Source organism: Rhodanobacter umsongensis, from assembly GCF_042654965.1.
In the GTDB taxonomy this organism is placed as follows: Bacteria; Pseudomonadota; Gammaproteobacteria; order Xanthomonadales; family Rhodanobacteraceae; genus Rhodanobacter; species Rhodanobacter umsongensis.
Genome location: NZ_JBHSMK010000009.1, coordinates 422,154 through 445,390 on the forward strand (window position 1 = coordinate 422,154; position 23,237 = coordinate 445,390).

Below are 23,237 nucleotides of genomic sequence, written 5' to 3' on the forward strand. Positions count from 1 at the left end.
CGGTGAGGCATCGATCATTCGGCCGCGAACTGCTCATCCAGGATGCGCTGTTCCAGATTGTGTTCCGGATCGAACAACAACCGCACGCCCTGCCCGCCGGATTGGTGGATCGCCACCGTGCGCACGTCGCGTACTTCGTGAAAGTCGGCGGTGGCGCTGACCGGCCGCTTGCCGGGATCGAGCACGCGCAGAATGACTTCGGTGCGATGCGGCAGAATCGCGCCGCGCCAGCGACGCGGCCGGAACGGGCTGATCGGGGTCAGCGCCAGCACGTTCGCGTCCAGCGGCAGGATCGGGCCGTGCGCGGACAGGTTGTACGCGGTGGAACCCGCCGGAGTGGCGACCATGATGCCGTCGCAGACCAGCGCAGCCAGTTTCACCGTGTCGTTGAGCTGCACCTCCAGATGTGCGGCCTGGTTGCTCTGCCGCAGCAGCGAGACTTCGTTGAATGCCAGCGCCGTATGCTCGGTGCCCGCCGCATCGGTGACCTGCATCTGCAGCGGAAACAGCGACGCGGTGTGCGCGCGCGCGATCCGCTCCGGCAAGCCGTCGAGCTTGTGCTTGTTCATCAGGAAACCGACCTGGCCCAGCTTCATGCCATACACCGGCACCTCCAGCGCCCGACGCGCATGCAGGGTGCGCAGCATGAAGCCATCGCCGCCCAGCGCCACGATCAACTCGGCCTGTTCGGGCGGCACGTCGCCATAACGATCCACCAGCTTGCGTCGCGCCTGCTGGGCGATGCTGGTGTCGCTGGCGACGAAGGCGAAACGCATGCGCGGGAATCCGTGGCTTAAGTCAGCCGAGATTACACAGCATGAGGGCGCAAGACCATGTCTGGTCCGGCGCCCTCATGGTTCAACGTACCGAGCCCGAAGAACTCAGCTCACCGGCACCTGCGCCAGCTGGGCCAGACGGCGCACGGCCACCGAGGCAATCGGGTAATCCGCGTTCTGGGTGAGGATTTCCGCCAGCATGCTGCGGGTGTACTGCAGCGCGGCATCGTCGCGCTGCAACCACGCCTGCACCGGCGAGATGTCCTTGCGATCGCCGGACAACGCCAGAACCTGCAGCGCCAGCGCACGATGCTGATGGTTGAGTTCGTCCAGCAGCGAGCCACGCGCCTGCGCATGCCAGTGACCCTCCACCGGCAGCGCCTCGATCTGATCTCGCAGCCATTCCAGATCCAGCGCCTCACCCAGTTCGTAGAACACGCCGGCGACCTTCTCGATCGGCTGACCGCCCTGCTGCGCCACCTCGACCATGTCCAGCGCCGCGCGCAGTTCGGGCATGCGGGCCAGCCGCAACGCCAGTTCGGCAGGCATGCCGAGACCTTCCCATTTTTCCTGGCTGCACGAGAAATCGCCCTTGCCGGTGGGCGTCAGCACGTCCGGCAAGGCCTTGCGCAGCGCCGACACACCGGCCTGGTAACGCTCCACGTTGGCGGCAATGTCCAGCGATCCGCCCGGGCGGTTGAGCAACCAGCGCGTCATGTGCCGCAGCAGCGACCAGATCTGCTTGATCGCATCGATCTGGGTATCCTCGGCGACCTTGCTGTCGAGCGCCTCGATATGCGCCCACAGCTCGCGCGCCTCGAGGATCTCGCGCGCCGCGGTATATGCCTTGGCGATCGCCGCCGGGCGCTGGCCGGTATCTTCCTGCATGCGCATCATGAAGGTGGCGCCCATGCGGTTGATCGTCGAATTGGTCACCGCGGTGGCGATGATTTCGCGCTTGAGGCGATGGCGCTGCATGTGCTCGGCGTACTTCTCGTGCAGCGGCACCGGGAAGTAGCGCACCAGCTCTTTGGACAGGTACGGATCTTCCGGCACGTCCGAGTCGAGCATCTGCTGGAACAGGCGGATCTTGTCGTACGACAACAGCACAGCCAGCTCCGGCCGGGTAAGCCCGAGCCCACGCGTCTTGCGTTCGATCAGCTCGGCCTCGGACGGCAGGTTCTCGACCTGGCGATCCAGCGTGCCCTCGGCCTCCAGCGTGCGGATGAAATGCGCCATCGAACCGATGCGGCTCACCGACTGGTGCTCCATCAGGGTGATCGCCTGGTTCTGCCGGTAGTTGTCCCACAGCACCAGTTGGCCCACCTCGTCGGTCATCGCGGCGAGCTGCGTGTTGCGCGCGTCGAAGCTCAGCTCGCCGCGCTGCACGGCATCGTTCAGCAGGATCTTGATATTCACCTCGTGGTCGGAGGTGTCCACGCCGGCGGAGTTGTCGATGAAGTCGGTGTTCAGCAGCACGCCCTTCTGCGCTGCCTCGATGCGGCCCTTCTGGGTGAAGCCCAGGTTGCCGCCCTCGCCCACGATCTTGCAGCGCAGGTCGGCGCCATTGACGCGCAGCGCGTTGTTGGCGCGGTCGCCCACGTCAGCATGCGTTTCGGCGGAGGACTTCACATAAGTGCCGATGCCGCCGTTCCATAGCAGGTCGACCGGCGCCTTGAGGATCGCACTGAGCAGGTCGCTCGGCGCCAGCTGTTCGACGTCGGGCTTCAGGCCGAGCACGGCACGCACTTCCGGCGAGATCGGGATCGACTTGGCGCTGCGCGGATACACGCCGCCGCCGGCCGAGATCAGCGACTTGTCGTAATCGTCCCAGCTCGAGCGCGGCACGCTGAACAGGCGCTTGCGCTCGGCGAACGTGCGCGCCGCATCCGGATTCGGATCGAGGAACACGTGGCGATGGTCGAACGCGGCCAGCAGGCGGATGTGCTCGGACAGCAGCATGCCGTTGCCGAACACGTCGCCGGACATGTCGCCGATGCCGACGCAGGTGAAGTCCTGGCTCTGGCAATCGCGGTTGAGCGAACGGAAATGCCGCTTGACCGATTCCCACGCGCCCTTGGCCGTGATGCCCATGCCCTTGTGGTCGTAGCCATGCGAGCCGCCGGAGGCGAACGCATCGCCGAGCCAGTAGTCGTGTTCGATCGAAATTGCGTTGGCGATGTCGGAGAACGTGGCCGTGCCCTTGTCGGCGGCAACCACCAGGTACGGGTCGTCCGCGTCGTGGCGCACCACGTCATGGGGATTGACCACCCTGCCATCGACCAGGTTGTCGGTGATGTCGAGCAGGCCGTTGATGAACAGGCGATAGCAGGCGATGCCCTCGGCCAGCTGCGCGTCGCGATCGCCACCGACCGGCGCCTTCTTGACGAAGAATCCGCCCTTGGAGCCCACCGGCACGATGACCGTGTTCTTCACCATCTGCGCCTTGACCAGACCCAGTACCTCGGTACGGAAATCCTCGCGCCGGTCGGACCAGCGCAGGCCGCCGCGCGCCACCGCACCGAAGCGCAGGTGGATGCCTTCGACGCGCGGTGCGCACACCCATATCTCGCGATACGGCACCGGCTTGGGCAGCTCGGGCACCATGTGCGAATCGAGCTTGTAGCTGATGTAACCGCGATGCTCGCCGTCCCACCGCTGGAAGAAGCTGGTGCGCAAGGTGGCGCGGATCAGCGCCACGAAGCTGCGCAGGATGCGGTCTTCATCGAGGCTGGCGACGTTCTCCAGCAGCACGCCGATGGTGTGCTCCACGGTGCGGATCTGTTCGTCGCGCGTTGTGGACAGCGCCGCGCTGAGGCCCCCGATCAACGACGGATGCGCGCTCTGCACGTTGGCCGGAATCAGTGCCTGCATCTCGGTGGCCAGGGTAGCGCCGGCGGCTTTCAGCTCATCGGCGGAAAGTGCCTCCCGGCGAGGGTCGAACTTCGCCAGGAACAACTCCACCAGCAGTCCGGCGATGGCCGGATAGCGGCTGAGGGTTTCCTCCATGTACGCCTGCGAGAACGTCGCGCCGGCCTGCAGCAGGTACTTGCAGTAGCCGCGCAACATCGCCACCTGGCGCCAGCCGAGCTTGGCTGCCAGCACCAGCCGGTTGAAGCCGTCGTTCTCGGCATGGCCGCGCCAGATCTGCTCGAAAGCATCCTCGAACAGCGCGCCGACCTGCTCGACGGTGAAGGTGAGCTTGCCCACCGGCTGCACTTCGAAGTCCTGGATCGACCGGCGCGCTTCACCGGGAATGTCGTAGACGTGTTCGGTCAGCACGCGCAGGCCGAGGTTTTCCAGTTGCGGCAAGACCTCGGACAGCGCGATGTCGCCACCGGACCGGTAGACCTTGAAGCGCAATGTTTCGGGCGCCTTCGGCGGATGGTAGAACGACATGCGCAGCGCGTTGTCGCCTTCCAGCAAAGACAGCTGATAGACATCTTCGGCGGCTACCGCCGGGCTGACGTCCTCGACGTAGCCGGCCGGCAAGGACTTGGCGTAACGGTTGGCCAGCACCACGCCTTCATGGTCGCCGCGCAACTGCACCAGCGCATCGCGCACCTCGTCGTGCCAGTTGCGCACGATGCTGGCCACACCCTGCTCCAGTGCCGCCAGGTCATAGCTGGGCTGGTCGCCGAGTTTCGGGCGTACCACGATGGTCAGCCGCGCCAGCGCGGCCTCGCCCATCAGCACCGAGGAATCACTCTGCTCGGCATGCAGCGCCGTACCCAGCAGGGTCTCGATGCGCTCGCGCACGGACGTGTTGAAGCGGTCGCGCGGCACGAACACCATGCAGGTGAAGAAGCGGCCGTAGCGATCGCGCCGCACGAACAGCCGCGTGCGCGCACGCTGGCGCAGTTCGAGGATGCCCATCGCGGTGGCAAACAGTTCATCCTCACTGCTTTGCAGCAGCTCCTCGCGCTGCAGCGTTTCCAGGATGTGGCGCAGCGACTTGCCGGAATACGAATCGCGCTTCAGCCCCGAGCGCGCCAGCACGGCCTCCACCTTGTGCCGTACCAGCGGCACGTCCTGCGGACGCGCCATATAGGCGTTGGACGAGAACAGACCGAGGAAGCGCTGCTCGGCCACGGCCTGCCCGTTGGCGCCGAACTGAAGCACGCCGATGTAATCCATGTAACCGGCGCGGTGCACGTGCGACCGCGCGTTGGTCTTGGTCAGGATGATCGCGTCGGTGGCGCCGGACTGCGGCAGGACGCTGGCAGCCAGCGTGCGCAAGGAGCGCGGCGCCATCGTGCGCTCGTTGTTGCGCAGGATGCCCAGACCCGACGAATCCACCGCGCGCAGCACGCGGTCGCCATCGGCCTCGGCCACTTCGTACTCGCGATAGCCCAGGAAGGTGAAGTTGTCGTCGGCGATCCAGCGCAGGAATTCGCTGGCTTCGCGTACCGAGGCGGCGTCCATCGGCAACGTGCGCCCGGGCAATTCGTTGGCGATCGCCAGCGCCTTGTTGCGGATCGCCGCCCAATCGCTCACCGCCGCACGCACGTCGTCGAGCGCCGCATCGATCTGGGCTATCAACTGCGCCTGCTCCGCATCATCGGCCACCCGGTCGATCTCGAAATGCATGATGGATTCTGCGCTGCCCGCCTCGTCGCCCAGGCCAAGCAATTTGCCCGAGTCATCGCGGCTCACCTTCAGTACCGGATGGATCACGGCGTGGATCTGCAGCTTGGCCGACACGATCATGCTGACCGTGTCGACCAGGAACGGCATGTCGTCGGTGACGATCTGCAACAGGCTGCGGCCGGCATGCAGGCCCACGGCATTGAGGATGCGGATCGACGCGCAACCGGGCTGGCGCTGCTGCATGAATTCCAGCAGGCCGCCTACCAGTGCTGCCCATTGCACCGGTGTGTGCAAGGTCACGTCGCTGCCATCGATGCGCGCAAAGAACGCGTTGCAGAAAGCCTGCGCCTCACTCAGGCGATGAGGCGAGAAACCGCCCTTTTTCAGCTCTGCCAACACTACAGACGGAAGGGAAGTTTCGTTCGCCGCATGGGTCGCATTCATGGCATCTACTGGTCAGTGGAGACAAGGATTGAGAATGGTAGGTAAAAAGCCTTCAAAGGATACGCCGCGCGCCATGGCGAATCCACCCGAGCCGCACGGCGTTGCACCATGCTTGTGCGCATGGTTCAGCGAACGCTGATGTCGTCGAATGGAGCCTGCACGTTGTGCTGTCCGGCAGGCGTCGAAGCTGAGGTATTTCGCGGCAACGAGGTGGGCCGCTCGGCGCGCTGGCCCAAGGCAGTTCGCACGACATCGAATGCGCCGCAGGCGCGAACGCGATCAGCGCGCGATGCCGACATTCGAGGCGACCTCGCCGGCGCCCGAGCATGGCCCGACGCCGGTATCGTGCGTCCGCATGATTAAATTGTGATCCAAACCACGCTTTATCGGCCACTTTGACGTTGCATATCTTTTATTAAAGTGCTAGAAGTCGCGCGCCCTCTCACGGGCGCACCCCGGGGATTCCTTCGATGGTTTTCAATTCCCTCACCTTCATGGCGTTCTTCGCCGTGGTGCTGGTGCTGCACGCGATGCCGTTCCGTTGGACCACCAAGAAAGTCAACCTGCTGATCGCCAGCTATCTGTTCTACGCGGCGTGGAACCCACCGTTCGTGATCCTGCTGTGGATCTCCACCGTGGTCGACTGGTTCGCCGCACAGCAGCTGGTCCACGCCCGCAGGCCGCTGGTGCGGCGGGCGTGGATGCTGCTGTCGGTAGTGGCCAATCTGGGCATGCTCGGCTATTTCAAGTACGGCCATTTCCTGCTGGACAATTTCAGCGCGCTGATGGCGGGCTTCGGCGTGCACTACGTGCCGCCGGCCTGGGACATCGTGCTGCCGGTGGGCATCTCGTTCTACACCTTTGCCACGCTGTCCTACACGCTGGACGTCTATCTGCGCCGGGCCCTGCCGGCGCGCCGGTTTCTCGACTATGCGCTGTTCGTCACCTTCTTTCCGCACCTGGTGGCCGGCCCGATCATGCGCCCGACCGAGCTGGTGCCGCAGTTCGAGCAGCCGCATCGCGCCAGCGCCAGCCAGCTGCGCTTTGGCCTGGCGCTGATGACGCTGGGGCTGTTCCAGAAGATCGTGCTGGCCGACAGCTTTCTGGCCCAGGCTGCGGAGATGATCTATGACAGCGACAAGATCCCCGGCGCGCTGGATGCGTGGTTTGGCACGCTCGCCTTCAGTGGGCAGATCTTCTGCGACTTCGCGGGCTACTCGACGACCGCCATTGGCGCGGCGATGTGCCTGGGCTTTGCGATGCCGGACAATTTCCGCTTTCCCTACGCGGCCATCGGCTTCTCCGATTTCTGGCGCCGCTGGCACATCACGCTGTCGTCGTGGTTGCGCGACTATCTCTACATTCCCCTCGGCGGCAACCGCCACGGCGCCGCGCGCACCTATCTCGCCTTGATGACCACCATGCTGCTCGGCGGCCTCTGGCACGGCGCCAGCTGGACCTTCGTGGTCTGGGGCGGCCTGCACGGCGTGTACCTGTCGAGCGAACGGATGCTGCGTGCGCGCTTTGCCGGTTACCGCCCGGGTCCCGGCATGCTGCTGGCGTTCGGATTGCTCACCTATGCACTGATCAACGTGACCTGGGTGTTTTTTCGCGCGCACAGTTTCGCCAAGGCATGGAGCGTGCTGCGTGGCATGGCCGGCGCCAATGCGGCGGCCGGGCCGATCCTGCCCACGATGCATCTGGTGATGACGGCGCTGATCGTGGGCGGGCTGGTGACCGCGCACTGGCTGATGCGCGAACGCACGCTGGAGTCGATGCTGCAACGTGCGCCGGCCTTGTCGTTGTCGGCGGCGCTGGGCGTGATGCTTTTCACCATCGTGATCGCACAGGGGGCAGGCAATGCCTTCATCTATTTCCAGTTCTGACATCGTCGCTCGCGACGCGGGCGTGCGTCCGGGCCGGGTTCGTCTCACTGCCTCCGATCGCCCGGGCGTGGCGCAGCCGGTGCCGGAACGCGATATCCCCGCGCAGCCGTGGCGAACGATCTGGCTTGGCGCGGCAGTGCTCGCGCTGCTGGCGCTGGGCGCATGGGAATGGCACTGGCGTGCATTCGGCGTTGCCCCGAGCTATCGCAACAGCAATGGCGCGTGGGCGCAGCAGCGCTTGCGCATCGATCACGGCGAAGGCAACCAGACCGTGCTGATCGGCTCGTCGCGCGTGTTGTTCGACGTGCAGCTGCCGCAGTGGCAGCAGATCACCGGCCAACGTCCGATCCAGCTTGCGCTGGAAGGCACCTCGCCCGTGCCGATCCTGGAAGACCTGGCCGCCGACCCGCATTTCACCGGGCGCCTGCTGATCGGTGTCGCGCCAAGCCTGTTCTTTTCCGGCCAGGCCTTCCGCGGCGATGTGCTGGCCTATACGCGCAAACAGAGTCCGTCGCAGCGGGTGGGTCACTGGCTGTCGGCACATTTGCTCGAGCCGTTCCTGGCTTTCGACGACCCGGACTTTGCGCTGGACACGGTGCTGAAACGTCAGCCGTGGCCGGTGCGCCCGGGCACTCACCCGAGACCAGCGGTACGCAAGCTGGCCAATTCCGGGGCGGACCGCAACACGCAGATGTGGCCAAAATTGGAAACCGATGCCAGCTACCGGGCGCTGGCCCGCGGCATCTGGATGCAGATGATCACCGCGCCGCCGCCGCCGGAAATGGCTACGCCCGCGGGGCTGCAGCGGGTCATCGACACGCAGATCGCGCGGGCGGCCGCAGCGGTGGCCACGCTGCGCGCGCGTGGCGTCAGCGTGGTGTTCGTGCGCATGCCGAGCATCGGCCCGTTCCACGCCATGGAGGAAAAGGTGCTGCCCCGTGCGCGGACCTGGGATGTGCTGCTGCAACGCACGCACGCACCGGGCATCCACTTCACGGACTACCCGCAGCTGCAGAATTACCAGCAGCCGGAGTGGTCGCACCTTTCCGCGCCGGAGGCCAAACGCTTCACCATCGCGCTGGTGCCGATCGTCGAGCGGATGTTCTCGACGTCCACGCCGCCGTCCGGGTAGCTGCGGCGAGCCGTCCTGCCTTCGCGACGGGGACACCCCGATTCCCCGCGCACATTCCGGCCCGCTGCCCGATCCACTGATCATCCCGCCCCACTTCACCGGGACACGCCGCGATGACCGGCCAGCGAATGCAGCGCTCCAGCAACCCGCCACGTCCGGCACCGCCTGTTTGCGCATCTGGCTCGGCGATGACCGGGGTCAAGGTGGCGGACGCAGGGTCGAGGCGATGATGGGCATGGACGCCAGTCTGGTGCGACATCTTGAGGAGCGGGCGATGGAATATCACATTGACATGTCCGGGACAAAGCCGGACCTGGGTGCCATCGAGGACATCCTGTATGACTCGGATCCGGCGGTGGTAGTGGCCATGGCGCGGGATGGTTTCATCTTGAGAATCGCCACCTACCTCCCCATGACGGACCTGCTTGGCCTGATGCAGCAGGCCGGCTGCCAGGTAGAGCCGCACCAGGTAGTGGAGTTGCCATCCATCTGTTGCGGCGGTTGCGGAGGATAGGCCGTTCGGAAGCACGGAGTTCGTCAACCGGCCCGGCAGTGGCAGGCGTCGGGGTTGATCGGCACGGAGAACCTCGCACGGCCCGGCGGGTGCGCCGGCAGCCGCCTTGGCGGAAACTCCGCCTCGAAGCGGAGTTTCTAGCTCCGGACCATGCGATGGAGAGTCTCGATGAGCCTTGCCGCAGACGAATCCGCCAACGACGTTGCGGGAAGGCGCTCGACGCTGCGGCGGATACCACGGGGCATCTGGGCGCTGGGATTTGTTTCCATGCTGATGGATACCTCCTCGGAGATGATCCATGCGCTGCTGCCGGTGTACCTGGTCACCGTGCTCGGCACCTCGGCGCTGACCGTCGGGCTCATCGAGGGTGTCGCCGAATCCACCGCGGCGATCACCAAGGTGTTCTCCGGCGTGTTGTCCGATTGGCTGGGACGACGCAAGCTGCTGGTGGCGATCGGTTACGGCATGGCGGCCTTCACCAAGCCCGTGTTCCCCCTCGCCGGCACCGTGGGGTGGGTCATCACCGCGCGCTTCGTCGATCGCATCGGCAAGGGCATTCGCGGTGCGCCACGCGATGCGCTGATCGCCGATCTCGCACCGAGCGAGCTGCGGGGAGCCTCGTTCGGCCTGCGTCAATCGCTCGACACCGCCGGCGCGTTCATCGGGCCGGCGCTGGCGATCGGCCTGATGTGGCTGACCGCCGACAATATTCGATGGGTGTTCTGGGCCGCGCTGCCACCGGCTTTCGCCGCCCTCGCGCTGGTGCTGTTCGTCGTGCACGACAGGCCCGCGCAGGCACGGGAAAAGCGCGTGCACGCACCGCTGTCGCGCGTCGAGCTGGTGCGCCTGCCGCCGTTGTACTGGGGCGTGGTGTCGATTGCCGCCGTGTTCACGCTGGCGCGTTTCAGCGAGGCGTTCCTGGTCCTGCGCGCGCAGGAACTGGGGTTGGCCCTGGCGCTGATTCCGCTGGTGCTGGTGGTACTCAATGTGGTGTATGCGTTCTCGTCCTATCCCGTCGGCGTGCTGGCCGACCGCTTCGATCGCGGCACGCTGCTCGCGCTTGGCGTGGCCGTGCTGGCGGTGTCGGATATGGTGCTCGCGCTCGTCGGCGGCCTGGGCGGCCTGGCGCTTGGCGTGGTGTTGTGGGGCTTGCACATGGGCATGACCCAGGGCCTGCTCGCCACCCTGGTGGCGGACGCGGCGCCAGCGAACCTGCGCGGCACCGCGTTCGGCGTGTTCAACCTGGTCAGCGGGCTGGCGCTGCTGGCGGCGAGCGCCGTGGCCGGCACGCTGTGGGACGCCTTCGGTTCACGGGCTACTTTTCTTGCTGGCGCGGGCATTGCGACCATCACCGTGCTGGCCTTGATGCCGGTCGTGCATCGCGCGCGCCGACGCAAAGCCTGACGGATGGCGGCCTCGCGACCGGCGCGCCAAGCCCCCCGCCCGACGTGCCAACCCGATCACGCGAGCGCCCAGCGCGCCAGCGGAACATGGCGCGACTGCCCCAGCAAGCTGTGGATCAATACAAACTCGCGCGCCCGCCAGCGCACCGGCGACACCGCCTCGGGCGAGATCGTGCGCGCGTCGTACGCCAGCGTGACATGGGGCTCGAAACTCTCACGCGCAAAATGCGCCAGGCCGACCTCGCGAAGCCGCCCGGCCAGCTCTGCATGGAACGCACGCAGCGCCGCATTGCCGCCGTCAGCCTTGAGCACGAACGGCAACTTGTCCCGTCGCCCCGCAAAGCTGGCGACCCTGTCGAAAACCAGCTCGAATGATGCCGCCTGCACCCGCGAGGCCGCCCTCGATGCGGCATCCACCACATCCTGGCGCAGCCCGGCCGAGTCGCCGAGATGGAACAGCGTGACGTGGAAGCGCTCGGTGGCCAGCGGCCTGCCGCGCAAGCCGTGATGCGCGCACTGGGCAGCGGCAAGCGTGGCTATCTGCGCCGCGATCTCCCGATCCGGAAAGAGCGCCAGAAACAGCCGGTCCGTGGCCGCCACCGGCGCAAAGCCGGGAAGGGGTGCTTGCTGCGACATCGTGTGTTCCGCCGAGGTTTTTCGAGCCGCATCGTACAACGCCCTATCGGGCGGCCAGCCGGGCCTGGCTGGCGGGCACCTGTCGTTGTCGGAGCCGCGATGGATCGACTGGCGCAGCGTCGACACACGCCCATCCGGAGGCATTCGTCGACCAACGCATCTAAAGCAAGCTTGTGCCGAAGCGCATGAAGGGAATGAGGGGAATGATCCGTCTGAAACTCCTCGTCCCCCTGGCCCTGGCAGCCGGACCCTCGCCCCGCCGAACTTCGACATGCGCGGTCCCGTGCGCCTGATCAACGACGGGTCGGCGGCTGCGCATTGGCGCGCACGAGCAGAGCGGGCAGGCCTGTCTGCAGCGCCTTCATCGCCCTGCCTGCCGGAACTGGCGAATGGCGTGCGAAAGTCGCCTCGCCCCCGGCGGCCTGCCGCGCCTGCGCAGTTGCGCGGGCCGGACCGGGCGACGCGCCGGCAGTCGGCAGTCGCATGTCGCCCGATCGGTGCGGCACGCAAAGGGGCCGATTCCAGCCTTGCCGGAGCGGCCCCGCCTGTCGCCCACGTGATCGGCCATCAGTCCCAGGCATGCCGCGGGTAATGGCGCTGCATCATGCGGGCCACGTAAGCGACCAGGTTGGAATGCGCCTGCACCGCGCGGCGCAGCGGCGTATCGAAGAACGGCGTGATGACGCAGGCGAGCATGCCGAATGCGGTGGCATCCACGCCGGTGGGCGACGCGCCCATGAAGTACGGCTGGTCGCCCAGCAGTTGCGCCAGCGCATCAATGGAGCGCTCGCCGAGCGCGGCGATCTGCGCGGGCGAATGCCGCCCCAGGCCCTGCGCATGCAATTCAGCCACCTTGCGCGCCTGCATGTCCTTGCGCAGTTGTGCGCGATCGGCCTCGGGCGCGCCATCGGCAAGATGCGCCGGCCCCTTGGCGAAGTTGTCCGGGTCGATCCAGCGGAACCACACCATCGCGAAGTACAGGTGGTCTTCCAGCAACCGCTCGATCATCCAGGCCTGCGCGCGCTGGCATGCATCCAGGCCCGCGTCCAGATCCACGGCGTACTTGCGCTCGACATGCGCACGGATGAAGGTGGAATCGCTCACCACCTCATCATGGTCGTTGACGTAAGGCAGCTTGCCATTCGGTGCCTGCGGCGGAATTGCCGAGGCGCGCTCGTAGGCCACGCCAGCCATCTGCAGCTGCACCTCGGTCTTGATGACGAACGGGCTGGCATCGGGCAAGCCGAAAGCGGCGCGGCTGACGTAAAGGGTGAGGCTCGATGAAGCCATGGACGTACCTGATCAGGGAAGAAGATGGAAGCGTGGAGGGGAGCTGCTGACAACTTCATGTCAGTAGTGACGCCATGCCGGGCCATGCATTTGCGCATGTTCGCGGCAACCCGGCAACATTCCGCGCGCGCATGACCCCGCCATGGCGGACTCAAAATGACGGCCATCACGCTCCCGGTGCTATCTTCTGCCGGCAGGCAGCCGACGGGGGGCGGGAGTCTGCCGCTTCGTCAATGCAGCGACGGGCTTCCCTGCAAGGGACTGCATGGCTCTTGCACGAGTCCAGTGCGTGATGACGCAAGCCTCCGCCACGCCGGTATTCCGCTACCGCGCCTTCATCAGCTACAGCCACCGGGACAAGGCCTGGGCGACGTGGTTGCACAAGTCGCTGGAAGCCTATGTGGTCCCCCGGCGGCTGGTCGGCCAGACCACTGCCGCAGGCATCACCCCTGCCCGGCTCGCGCCGGTCTTTCGCGACCGCGACGAGCTGGCCAGCGCTACCGACCTAGGCCGCAAGGTCAACGAGGCGCTGGCGCTGTCGGCATGCCTGCTGGTGATCTGCTCGCCGCGTTCGGCCACTTCGCACTGGGTCGACCAGGAGGTGCTGGCGTTCAAGCGGCTCGGCCGCAGCGAGCGCATCTTCTGCCTGATCGTCGACGGCGAGCCTGGCGCCAGCGACCTGCCAGGGCGCGAAGCCGAGGAGTGTTTCGCGCCGGCATTGCGTCATCCGCTCGCGGAAGACGGTGCGCTGGCCGATGCGCGCACCGAGCCGATCGCGGCCGATGTGCGGCCCGGCAAGGATGGCAAGACGGACGCGAAGCTGAAGCTGATCGCCGGCATGCTGGATGTCGGCTTCGACGCCTTGAAACGGCGCGAGTTGCAGCGGCGCATCCGGCGCATGGCGGCGCTGGCCACGGTCGCGCTGGCGGTGATGACGCTGACGACGGTGCTGGCGATCGCCGCCGTGATCGCGCGCAATGCCGCGGTGGCTGCCAGCCACGCCGCCGAACGCCGGCAGAAGCAGGCCGAAGACCTGGTCGACTTCATGCTTGGCGATCTCAACGACAAGCTGGCGCAGGTATCGCGGCTGGACATCATGGAAGCCGTCGACGACCACGCCATGAGCTATTTCCAGTCGATGCCTACTGCCGACGTCACCGACGAAACGCTCGCACAACGCATCAAGGCCCTCGAAAGGATCGGCAGCGTGCGGCTGGACCAAGGCCACCTGTCGGCCGCGATGACCTCTTACCAGGCCGCCCTGAAGCTGGCGGCACCGCTTGCCGATGCCGCGCCCGCGAACGTCCGGCGACAGCTCGCCTGCGCCGAAGTCCTGGCGTTCATCGGCATGACGCACTGGCGCGAAGGGCAACTGGACGCCGCGCAGCGGAGCTTCGCTGACGCGCAGACCCTGCTGCAGCGCGCCCGCCGACTGACGCCGGACGAGGTACAGCTCAAGTTCCAGCTGGCCACGATCGACAACAACATCGGCCACGTGCTGGAAGCGCGCGGCCAACTGGATGCAGCCCTGGCCCAGTACCAGGGCATGCTGCCGCTGATGAAGCAACTGGTCGCCGCGCAACCGCGCCATGTGGAATGGGCGGCCACGCTGGGCTCGGCCTACAACAACCTGGGCAGACTGGCGCTGTTGCGCGGCGAACTGGCCGCCGCGGTGGCGCACTACGCCGCCGACGACGCTATCGAGGCCGCGCTGGCCGCGCGTGATCCCAAGGACGTCAGCCAACGCGACAACATGCTGACCGTGCGCGCCATCCTGGGGCGCACGCGGGCGCTGGCCGGAGACCTGGAAACCGGTATGGAAGACCTGCAGCAAGCCGTCGACATCGCCACGCAGCTGAAGGCGGTCGATCCCAGCAACACCGATTTCCAGGAACACGCGGCGTTGTACGCCACCCAACTGGGCCGGTTGCGGCGGCTGAGCGGCGACCTGCCCACCGCAAGCGCGCTTGCGGCGCGGGCGCTGACGACCTTCGCCGCGCTGACCAAACAGGATCCCGCCAACGCTGGCTGGCGGCGCGAGGCTGCCGAGGCGCGGCTCGAGTTGGCTGCACAGTCGCGTGCCGCAGGGCTGACAGACGCCTCGCGCACGCAGGCCAGTGCGGCACTGCACGTGCTGGACCCGCTGCTCGCGCAGCAGCCGGACGATCGCGCGACCCTGCTGGCCACGACGAGTGCGCGGTTGTCGCTCGCCGCGGTGGAGGACGCGCCAGCGGCGAAGTCACGGCGCGAGAACGCACTGCGCGCGATGCTGACGGTGAAAAGCGGGCGTGGCGACCCGCGCCTGCTGGCGCTGCAGGTCGACGCGCTGCTGGCGCTCGGCAGGGCGACCGAGGCACAACCGCTGATCCGGCAACTGTGGAGCAGCGGGTATCGCGATGCGGCGCTGCTGCAGCTATTGCAACGCGAACGGATCGACTACCCGGTCAATGTCGCCTTCCAGCAGGAGCTGCTGGCCGCATCGGGCGGCAATCCGCGTCCCTAGGCCAACTCATGGCGAACAGCGTCAGACAAGAACACCTGGACAACGCTGCATGCGTTGGAGGTCAAGGAGTCAGACGAGCACACCGCGTACCCGGACATGCACACGTACGGACGCGGCGAACCGCAACTTCCACCACCACGACAGGAGATCATCATGTCAATGACCGGCGATGATAACCGGGACGCCCCGGACACCGAGGAAGAACAGAGCAACGACCCGAGGCGGCAGCCAGAGCCGGATTTCGAGCCGCGGGCGCCCGCGCCCGGTACCACGACCGCACCGCGGATCAAGCCCAGCTAGGCACGCCCGCGTCATGCCACCAGCCCGGCGGCAGGTCGGGCCGGTGGCACGGAACGGCACGCGGCAGGCGTGTGGCCGGTCATGCGGTCACGTGGTGCTGCATTGCCCATCGTGGCACCCCTTCGTCCGGAAGCCGCTATGACGCCCCTGGTTGTCGGTGTTACCAGCCATCGAAACATCCCTGCGTGCGAGATCGAACCGATCCGGCAACGCGTGCGGGATTTTTTTGCCCGGCTGCGCCGCGATCTGCCCGACCTGCCGCTGGTGGTGCTTTCGGCGCTGGCCGAGGGCGGCGACCAGCTGGTCGCGCAGGAAGCGCTCGATCACGGCGCACGCCTGATTGCACCGCTGCCGCTCCCGCGGGAGCTGTATGTGGATGACTTTACGGACGCCGCGGTGCGCGCCAACTTCGACCTGCTCTGCAGCCAGGCCGAGATCGTGCTGCTGTCGAACCTGGGGGATCCAGCAAACCATGCGGTCGCATCGCAAGGCACGCCGCGCGATCGGCAGTACGCCAAGGCCGGCGTATACATCGCCAGCCATTGCCACATCCTGCTGGCGATCTGGGATGGCAAGGTATCCGATCACCTCGGCGGCACCGCGCAGATCGTGGACTACCACCTCACCGGCACGCTGCCCGGCGTGATCGATCGCCGTCGCGGCACGCGCCACGTGCTTGGCGGTGGCGACGAAAGCCTGCTGTACCACATCGTCTGCTCGCGCGCGCGGCCCGATGGCGCGCCGGCCGCGGGCCTGCTGCCGCTGCAGGCAGGCTGGCGCAACGCCGACATGCCCGCCATCAGCGACGAACTGCCGGCGGAGTTCCGCCTGATGTTTGCGCGGATGGCGGAGTTCAACGCCGATTGCGAACGCTACGCGGCTGCCATCGAAGCCACCTCGCCGGGCGTCCGCTCGGACGCCACGGCGACCATCGACCGCACTTTCCATGCGGCCGACTGGCTGGCCCTGCATTTCCAGAAACGCGTGCTGCTGGCGATGCGGCTGACTTACACGCTGGCCGCGCTGATGGGTATCGCGTTTACCTTCTATGCGCACCTGCCCGCCCGGGATTTTCTGATCTATCTGTTCCTGCTGCTGTTCGCCGGCGGCGGTGCCGTGGCCCTGCTTGCGCAACATCGCGGCTGGCACCGCAAGTACCTGGACTACCGCGCGCTGGCCGAGGGCCTGCGCATCCAGTCGTACTGGCGGCGCGCGGGCATCTCGGCCCATGCCGATCACGAATTCGCGCACGACAATTTCCTGCAGAAGCAGAACATCGAACTGGGCTGGATCCGCAACGTCATGCGCGCTGCGAGCCTGCATCCGTCGATCCAGCCGCAGCAGGCCACCTCGGCTGCGCTGGCCGACGTCATCGCCGAATGGGTGGGCGAACCGGGAACGTGCGGGCAACTGCATTACTACGAACGCAAGATCGTCGAGCGCACCGGCGTGCACCACATGACCGAAACGATCGGCAGGATCAGCTTGTGGGGCGGCGTGGCGATCAGCGTTTTCCTGGCTGTGTTCGCGCTCGCGTTGTCACAGGATGCCAAGGTCTCACTGGTGATGATCATGGCCGTGCTGTCGATCATCGCTGCCGTGCGCGAGGCCTACTCCTACCGCAAGGCGGACAAGGAGCTGATCCGCCAGTACCGCTTCATGCGGCGCATCTTCGCCGGCGCCCGCGCTGCGCTGGATCGCACCGACGATCCGGTCCAGCAGCGCGAGATCCTGCTTTCGCTGGGCGACGCGGCCCTGACCGAACATGCCGAATGGACCTTGATGCAACGCGAGCGGCAGGTGGAGCACAGCAAGCTGTAGAACAGTGCCGGACAGTTTGCGGCCCGGCCATGCCGGCTGGAACCGGCAGGTGGGAACCAGCGGTCAAACTGCGCGTTGCACGCGGCAGGGTCCGCCGGCACTTCGCGGGTCGTGTCCGGGCCAGATCGTCGGTCGCCTCGACGTGGCTCGGGAAGGTCTCCCGGCGGAGCATGCGCGTCGATTACCGGGACATGGCATGAAACTCGATCAGCAGCGCAAGGTCGTCCTGCGTCGGGGCCAGGAAGGAATCGCCAAGCACACCGCGATAAGCAGGCAACGCTCTTTCGTAGCCGCGCTCGACCTGCCGTTTTGCGCGAGCCAGATCCGCCACCCCGATGCTTGCTCCCAGCACCTGCGGCCCACCCTTGCGCAGGGCGTCCGCAGCGATTCCCGGGCCGTCCGGCTGCAGCACGAGAACCCGCTTGCGCCCTACCGGCACCGCCCAGCCGCGGGCTGCTATCCGCGCCATGCGAACCGGCGTCGCGCCGGTGAAACCCATGCGCTCGAACTGCCCGCGGGCCGCGTCGGCGTCGGACGATAGCAGCCACACCGCGGACAGCTCGCGCGCCGTGTTGGGGTGCTCGCGGGCGGCACGATCATCCGCGACTCGCACGGCGGTCTCGCCGAGCCTGGCGTAGTCGATGAAGAACAGATTGCTCGAAAGCGGCTGGCGATCGAACGCGAACAGCCGCCAGCGTGGCGGCGCGGACGGGCCGTCGCCGTCCGGATCGTCGAGCGACGCGGCGAACACGGGCGTCGGCTGGAGGCCGCGCTGCTGCATCAGCGTGCGCGTGGCGTCGAGTTCCGTGGAACGCAGCCCGAACGTACGCGATCCCGGCCCGCCATGCAGGCTCGCCTGATCCGCCTGCATGCCCGGATCCATCGCGGCATCCGGCCGGGTGATGCCCAGCAGTTCGAGATAGCTGCCATCGGACATCCGCACGTAGCGATTGGCCACGCCACCGGGGTTGCGGCCAGGCCGGACCTGGAAGCCGAGCTTCACCGCCATGACCGCGCTCACCTGGTCGATACCGCGCCCCCACAACAGGACATGGTCGATCGAGTACCCCGCGCCGGGCGGCCTCGTCGCGGCCGCCGCGGGCTGGCCCAGACCGAAGATCAACAATGCACACAACATGACGACGGATCGCACAGCGGCTTTACTCCCCGGGGGATCGACAGATGAACGGATGAAGGGCGCTCATGCTTGCCGGACACCGCCATCTGCGCAATAACCTCGGAGGTCATTCTTCGCCACATGGGACAAATGCCGCGTTGCCCGCAACAGCCGTGCCGGTGCGCTACGATGCCGCGCCTCCGTCGCATTGCGGCGAGCTTCCGGAGATCGTCCATCGTGTCGCACTATGCCGGCCCCCTGCTCACGCGCCCCACTGCCGAAGCACTGCTGGCCGCACGCGATGCCGGTGCGGACGCATGGACCGGCTCGCTCGACTTGGGCATCTCGAACGGCAGTGCCTTGCTGGAAACGGAGACATGGCAGTGGCGGGGCCAGCGCTATCCGTACGCGCACAAGCTGAAGGACCGCACGATCCACTACTGGGATGGCGACGAGTTCGCGCCGGTGTCGCGTTATGCCGGTTCGCTGATCAAGCTGGTACCCACCGAGTGGGGCGCGCCCACCTTCGAGATCGATGGCATCAAGATGCTGCCCACGTCGAAGGAGTCGCCGTTCGAGGATGCGCGCCGCAAGGTGTCGCTGATCGAACCGCGTGGCAAGCGGGTGCTCGACACCTGCGGCGGCCTGGGTTACTTCGCGGCCTGCTGCCTGGAAGCGGGCGTGGCGCGCATCCACTCGTTCGAGAAGAACGCCGATGTGCTGTGGCTGCGCACGCTCAATCCGTGGTCACCGGACCCCGACACCTCCGTCAGCGGCGGTCGCCTGCAGCTCGCCCAAGCCGATGTTTCCCAGGCGATCGCCCATATCGCCGATGCTTCGATGGATGCGCTGCTGCACGACCCGCCGCGCTTCGGCATTGCCGGCGAACTGTATTCGCAGGCGTTCTACGACCAGCTGGCGCGCGTGCTACGCCGCGGCGGCCGCCTGTTCCATTACACCGGCAGCCCGAACAAGCTCACCAGCGGCAGGGATGTTCCCCGCGAAGTGGCGAGGCGGCTGGAGAAAGCCGGCTTCAGGGCAGAGCTGGCGCTGGATGGAGTATTGGCCACGCGCCGCTGAGACCGGGCCGACGTCGCAACCGAGCCGGTGAACCCGCGCCCGCCACGTCACTTGAATGGGTGCCCGCGCGAGGCGGCCGCGCTTTACGGCGGCCACCTGGGCGGGGGTTCTCCTGATGCTATTTCCGCGGCCGCAGCCCGCGCTTCTCGTACCAATGGTCGGCATATGGGTTGGCGTTGTACGGGGCGATCTCCACGTAGCCATTCCGGGCATATAGTGCCCGAGCTTCGCCGAGCGTGCGGTTGGTATCCAGTCGCAGCACCGAAAGGCCGGCATCCGCGGCGTGTTTTTCGAGCGCATCGAGAAGGCGTTGTGCGATGCCCAGCCCACGCGCCGACGGCGCCACCCACATGCGCTTGATCTCGCCGAACCGGCGTCCGCTGATCTTGAGTGCAGCGCAACCCACCGGCTGTCCGTCCAGACGCGCGAGCAGCAACAGTCCGGCTGGTGGCACGAGCTCCGCGGGATCGGCCGATATGCTGCGGGTGGGATCGAACCCCGCCTCGAAGCGCTCCTGCAATTCGCTGAAATACCCCTCGATGCACAACCTGGCATCGGCACTGCCGGGATCGGCAGGCTCGATCACTACCGAGGACGCGCGCAGCAGCCGTTCCACTTCCCCCATCGCGGCAAGCAGCCGCTCCCGCTGCCGCTCGCCCAGTGGCGTCAGCAACGAGACGGCCACATCCTGCGAACGCCGATCGAGCGCGGCCCACTCCTTTCGCCCTTTCGCAGTCAGCCTGACCTGCCGCACGCGTGCGTCGCCCGCGGCACGCTGCGACGTCGCCAGGCCCTGCTTCTCCAGCGAGCGCAACAGCCGGCTGAGATATCCTGAATCCAGCGACAGGCGTACACGCAGGTCGCGGATATCGGCGCCTCCCCGACCGATCTCGAAGATCAGCCGCGCCTCGCCAAGCGCCCGGCCGCTGCCCAGGTAGTCGTCACTGAGCACACCGATCCGTCCCGTGACCGCACGGTTGAAGCGGCGAACCTGTTGCAGATGCTCTGCGTCCATTATCTGACTATGGTCAGGTAATGGACGCATCAAGTCAACCGCTCCCTGCGCGGCAGTGCGCGCCCCGTGAAGCGCGCGACCATGTCATCGCCACGAGGGGACCAAACCGGCTCAACGCACGTGCAGCCAGTGCACGTGGATGCCATTGGCCCGATCTTCGGCGCGGTGACCTTGACGCCCTTCGACCACTACTCCCCACACCGTGCGGATACCCTCGCCCAGTCGGGTATCCACGCGGACGTGTTCGCCCTGCGGCAGCGGAAAGGCGGTCGCCAGCACCATGGCCTGGTCACGCTCCAAGACCAGAAGGGCGGGTTTGCCGACGGCGGCGCCCCAGCCGATATGGATCTCGACCTCCTGCTCGGGATACACGCCACGGTTGTCGAGCTTCCAGCTTTCGGTCTTGCGCAGCAGCGATTCCAGGTGCGGATCGCTCCAGTCAACGCGATTGGCCGGCCTTTGCGTGAGCGGTTTGTGGTGATTCATGTGCACGAGGGCCCCCTTGGGCAGACACCAACACCGTCGCGGCCGACATGCGGGAAACGGCCTCGAACAAGTTCGGCAGAGCGGACAGACGCGTGTCGCATGGAGTTCCGGCAGCCGGGGCGGTTGATGGGTTATCGGCCACCTCAGGAAAGGCTGAAGGCCGCCGGGAAGGCGGAGGCGCACCGCAGGATCGCATTCGCGCGCGATTCCCGATGCGCGAACGCAAACGGCCGAGGGCGAACCGCGACGGCATCATGCGAAGCCGCATCCTGCCCTCGCGATGTTCCGCCGTACCGCCATGGCCAGTGGACCCGCCAAGTTCTGCGCTGGCGCATCCGCCCCGGGATTTCTGGCGTATAAAGCTGCTGATACCCCCGTCACTCCCCGCAGGAATCACGCCATGAACGCCCTGTTGAAATTCGCAGCCCTCTCCCTCGTCGGTACCGCCGTCCTCGCATCGCCGGCATTCGCGGCATTGAAGGAAGGCAGCCAGGCACCCGATTTTTCCGCGCCCGCCTATCTCGCCGGCCAACCGTTCACGTTCAAGCTCGCCGACGCCCTGAAGAAAGGCCCCGTGGTGGTCTACTTCTTCCCCGCCGCGCACACGTCGGGTTGCAACATCGAGGCGCACCTGTTCTCCGAGGCCATCGACCAGTTCAAGGCACAGCACGCCACCGTGATCGGCGTCACCGCCGGGAACATCTCGGAGCTGGCGGATTTCTCGAAGGAAACCGAGCACTGCGGCGGCAAGTTCCCGGTTGCCGCCGATGACGGCGCGAAGATCGCCAGGCAGTACGACGCGTTGCTGCTGCTGAAGCCAGGCTGGTCGGACCGGACCTCCTACGTCATCGCCCCGTCGGGCAGGATCACCCACGTCTATTCAAGCCTGAGCCCGAAGAAGCATGTGCAGGAGACGCTGGACGCGGTGAAGGCGCTGAAGAAGTAGAAGGCGCTCCCATGGGGTGGAACGATCCGCCGGCAGGAACCGGCGACACGCGCCATGCGCTTTTCAGCGCAGGTCCTCACCCGATCGGCGCTTGAGAACCGTGACGTTCACGTCGCATCGCCACCGGAAACCCAGGGCCTCATAGAGCGATATCGCGGCAAGGTTGTTCTTCCACGCGTGCAGGAAAGCGGTTTCGCCGCGCGCTGCAATGGCCGCGGCGACATGTCTGGACAGGCGTCTGGCGAATCCATGGCCGCGGAAATCGGGGTGCGTGCATACGCCGCTGAGCTCGGTGTAGCCCGGAAAACGAAACCGTTCGCCGGCCATGGCGACGAGCCGGCCGTCGATGCGGATGCCGACGAAGCTGCCCATGCGATGGGTCTGCCGCAGGAAGGGACCGGGTTCGGCAAGCGTTGCCAGGGCCAGCATCTCCTCCGCGTCCAGATCGCCCAGCGCAACAACGCCTTCGGGCCTGCCATCGGGTGGCGCAACCGCGGAATGGGCGACCATCTGTACGCCCTTGGCCACCTTGAGGGGGACCAGCTCGGCAGGAACATGGATCTCCGGAACCTGCAGAACGAACACCGGGTCGAACGGCGGCACGAGACGAGCCAGGGCCTGCAACGCAGCATCGCTATCGTCGCGCGCCGACGCAAAGCGGTTGATGTCCGGCTGGTAGCGCCGCGCCATGTCATCGCCCAGGGACAGACCCGCGTGCGCGGTACTCAGGCTGGCCCAGACCGGTCGATCAAGCATGTTCATCGTAACGACGCTCCCTTGGGCAAAACCGAAGAACCGGGCACGCGAGTTTAGCGAGATCGAAACGCGCCCTGGCCATTCCACTTGTCGCGCTTGCCGCTGTTGCACGCCGCTCGGCATTCGATGCACCCACGCGTCGAGCGCCCGCACCAAGCTGATCCTTGCCAGGATTCGCCGGTTTCGGTGCGGCCGCGCGCTTTTTGCGCCAAGCCGCGCCGACAGGCGCAACGCGATCCCGAGTCGCCAGCTGCGGCGAGGCTGCCGCTCATTCGCACGATCGTCGAGACGGCGCCGAGTGCTCGCGCGGATTGCGAATGGCCAACAGGAGCTGAACCCGATCCCGCAATTCCATGGCCAAGTGAAGCCGACCCCGTTTTGCGGGCCGTTTGGCGGATAGGCTGACCCTCCGTCTGAACGAACTGGAGTCCCGCCATGGCCCTGTGGAAAGAATCCGCCAAGACCTCCACCAACGAAACTCCCGAAGCGCCGGACCTGTCGCGCATCGACACGCCGGAAACCAAACCCAGGGTGGAAACGCC

General features: G+C 66.6%; 16 protein-coding genes. 8 read left to right on the forward strand and 8 right to left on the reverse strand.

Annotated elements, in window-relative coordinates:
* Positions 1-14: 14 nt before the first annotated feature.
* Together ACFPME_RS14650 and ACFPME_RS14655 are read right to left on the reverse strand one after the other, a co-directional pair.
* Entirely contained in the window at positions 15-776 is a 762-nt protein-coding gene (locus ACFPME_RS14650; RefSeq protein ID WP_377306395.1) for an NAD kinase, read from the reverse strand.
* Positions 777-881: 105 nt separating this feature from the next.
* Entirely contained in the window at positions 882-5,810 is a 4,929-nt protein-coding gene (locus tag ACFPME_RS14655; RefSeq protein ID WP_377306396.1) for an NAD-glutamate dehydrogenase, read from the reverse strand.
* 470 nt (positions 5,811-6,280) lie between these two features.
* Between ACFPME_RS14655 and ACFPME_RS14660 the strand changes: the two genes are divergently transcribed.
* From ACFPME_RS14660 to ACFPME_RS14675, 4 genes are all read left to right on the forward strand, one after another.
* Entirely contained in the window at positions 6,281-7,696 is a 1,416-nt protein-coding gene (locus tag ACFPME_RS14660) for an MBOAT family O-acyltransferase (RefSeq protein WP_377306397.1), read from the forward strand.
* Complete coding sequence (locus ACFPME_RS14665) at positions 7,671-8,828, forward strand: hypothetical protein (RefSeq protein WP_377306398.1); 1,158 nt, start codon at positions 7,671-7,673, stop codon at positions 8,826-8,828. The genes ACFPME_RS14660 and ACFPME_RS14665 overlap by 26 nt, the downstream gene beginning before the upstream one ends.
* Positions 8,829-8,997: 169 nt before the next feature.
* A complete protein-coding gene (locus tag ACFPME_RS14670) occupies positions 8,998-9,342 on the forward strand; it encodes a hypothetical protein (RefSeq protein ID WP_377306399.1) in 345 nt (114 codons plus the stop codon).
* A gap of 168 nt (positions 9,343-9,510) precedes the next feature.
* Entirely contained in the window at positions 9,511-10,746 is a 1,236-nt protein-coding gene (locus ACFPME_RS14675) for an MFS transporter (RefSeq protein WP_377306400.1), read from the forward strand.
* 56 nt (positions 10,747-10,802) lie between these two features.
* On the opposite strand, the gene thpR is transcribed toward ACFPME_RS14675, so the two are convergent.
* Both thpR and ACFPME_RS14685 read right to left on the reverse strand, forming a co-directional pair.
* Positions 10,803-11,381, reverse strand: coding sequence for an RNA 2',3'-cyclic phosphodiesterase (thpR, locus tag ACFPME_RS14680; protein ID WP_377306401.1), 579 nt, complete (start codon positions 11,379-11,381; stop codon positions 10,803-10,805).
* Between the two features lie 567 nt (positions 11,382-11,948).
* On the reverse strand, positions 11,949-12,671 hold the full coding sequence (locus ACFPME_RS14685) for a glutathione S-transferase family protein (RefSeq protein ID WP_377306402.1): 723 nt from the start codon (positions 12,669-12,671) through the stop codon (positions 11,949-11,951).
* Positions 12,672-12,963: 292 nt separating this feature from the next.
* Between ACFPME_RS14685 and ACFPME_RS14690 the strand changes: the two genes are divergently transcribed.
* Both ACFPME_RS14690 and ACFPME_RS14695 read left to right on the forward strand, forming a co-directional pair.
* The gene (locus tag ACFPME_RS14690) at positions 12,964-15,174 is read left to right on the forward strand and encodes a TIR domain-containing protein (protein WP_377306403.1); all 2,211 of its coding nucleotides are present in this window, start codon (positions 12,964-12,966) and stop codon (positions 15,172-15,174) included.
* 438 nt (positions 15,175-15,612) lie between these two features.
* On the forward strand, positions 15,613-17,295 hold the full coding sequence (locus tag ACFPME_RS14695) for a hypothetical protein (protein WP_377306404.1): 1,683 nt from the start codon (positions 15,613-15,615) through the stop codon (positions 17,293-17,295).
* A 181-nt stretch (positions 17,296-17,476) separates the two neighbouring features.
* Here the strand turns inward: ACFPME_RS14695 and ACFPME_RS14700 are convergent, their stop codons facing one another.
* The gene (locus ACFPME_RS14700) at positions 17,477-18,433 is read right to left on the reverse strand and encodes a VOC family protein (protein WP_377306405.1); all 957 of its coding nucleotides are present in this window, start codon (positions 18,431-18,433) and stop codon (positions 17,477-17,479) included.
* Between the two features lie 216 nt (positions 18,434-18,649).
* Here ACFPME_RS14700 and ACFPME_RS14705 point away from each other — a divergent pair, with 216 nt between their 5' ends.
* Positions 18,650-19,492, forward strand: a complete 843-nt coding sequence (locus tag ACFPME_RS14705; RefSeq protein WP_377306406.1) for a class I SAM-dependent methyltransferase — start codon at positions 18,650-18,652, stop codon at positions 19,490-19,492.
* Positions 19,493-19,610: 118 nt separating this feature from the next.
* Here ACFPME_RS14705 and ACFPME_RS14710 read toward each other — a convergent pair whose 3' ends face one another.
* Positions 19,611-20,507 carry a bifunctional helix-turn-helix transcriptional regulator/GNAT family N-acetyltransferase gene (locus ACFPME_RS14710; protein WP_377306407.1) on the reverse strand — a complete coding sequence of 299 codons (897 nt, stop codon included), beginning with the start codon at positions 20,505-20,507 and terminating at the stop codon, positions 19,611-19,613.
* A 111-nt stretch (positions 20,508-20,618) separates the two neighbouring features.
* Positions 20,619-20,993, reverse strand: coding sequence for a hypothetical protein (locus tag ACFPME_RS14715; RefSeq protein ID WP_377306408.1), 375 nt, complete (start codon positions 20,991-20,993; stop codon positions 20,619-20,621).
* 400 nt (positions 20,994-21,393) lie between these two features.
* On the opposite strand from ACFPME_RS14715, the gene ACFPME_RS14720 reads away from it, so the two are divergent.
* Positions 21,394-21,939 carry a peroxiredoxin gene (locus tag ACFPME_RS14720; protein WP_377306409.1) on the forward strand — a complete coding sequence of 182 codons (546 nt, stop codon included), beginning with the start codon at positions 21,394-21,396 and terminating at the stop codon, positions 21,937-21,939.
* Between the two features lie 63 nt (positions 21,940-22,002).
* On the opposite strand, the gene ACFPME_RS14725 is transcribed toward ACFPME_RS14720, so the two are convergent.
* Positions 22,003-22,701 (reverse strand): GNAT family N-acetyltransferase, encoded by a 699-nt coding sequence (locus ACFPME_RS14725; RefSeq protein WP_377306410.1) that lies wholly within the window; start codon positions 22,699-22,701, stop codon positions 22,003-22,005.
* Positions 22,702-23,237: the final 536 nt, after the last annotated feature.